This is a genomic window from Segeticoccus rhizosphaerae, assembly GCF_009192725.1.
Lineage (GTDB): Bacteria > Actinomycetota > Actinomycetes > Actinomycetales > Dermatophilaceae > Segeticoccus > Segeticoccus rhizosphaerae.
In genome coordinates this window covers 1-753 of record NZ_VOHR01000663.1, presented here as the reverse complement: position 1 = coordinate 753, position 753 = coordinate 1, and the positions used below count along the sequence as shown (strand labels likewise).

Annotated in this window: 1 protein-coding gene and 1 pseudogene; both read right to left on the bottom strand. The window is 74.6% G+C overall.

Features of this window, described 5'->3' with window-relative positions; translation table 11 throughout:
* Nucleotides 1–393: laccase domain-containing protein (locus FRW57_RS22380; protein WP_238999552.1), on the bottom strand; the 393-nt coding region annotated here is incomplete at its 3' end.
* Nucleotides 394–496: 103 nt separating this feature from the next.
* A pseudogene (locus FRW57_RS22375) lies at nucleotides 497–753 on the bottom strand (hypothetical protein); the annotation flags it as partial.

Here is a 753-nt window from a genome sequence, read left to right as displayed (position 1 = left end):
GGCCGGGTCGGCGAGCAGGACGGGCGTGCAGTCGGCCACGAGCACGGCGAGGGCGAGGTCGGTGCGGCCGGTCACCAAACCGTCGGCGGGCGGCGCCGCACCGGACCACGGGCCGTCCACGACCTCGACGTCGATCCCGTGGCACTGGTGCATGAAGACCAGCCGGTCCCGGGTGACCCCGACGGCCTCGGCGAGGGACGCCCGGTTGGCCTCGACCCGGTCGAGGTCGTCCCCGACGTGGGCGCCGAGGTTGAACCCGGCATACGGCTGGGTCGCGGCTCGGTCAGCTCCACCAGCGACGGACGGGTCGGCGCCGCGCCCGGTGAAGCCGCGGTCCACGCCGAACTCCGCCGCGCCGGGACGCGGCGGCAGCTGCTCGCGCCAGATGAACACGACCACAACCTACGACACCCGCCCTCGCGCGGATCTTCGTGGCGTGCCGGTCACACCGAGCGACCGAAGCGCCACGAAGATCGGCGAGCGGCGAGGGTGAGGCCTACTTCAGGAAGTCCGGGACGTCCAGGTCGTCGCTGTCGTCGAAGGTGACCGAGCGCGGCGGACGCGCGACGTCGCCGCCCTGCTCCTGCTGGCTCTGGTGACCCTGCTGGCCCTGCTGGGGAGCGGGTCGACCCTGCACCGGCTGCTGGGGCGGGCGTGCCTGCTGCCCCTGCTGCTGCCCCTGCTGCCCTTGGGCGGGGGCCTGCTGACGCTGCGGCTGCGGGCCCCCGCCCAAGGGCAGCAGGGGCAGCAGCA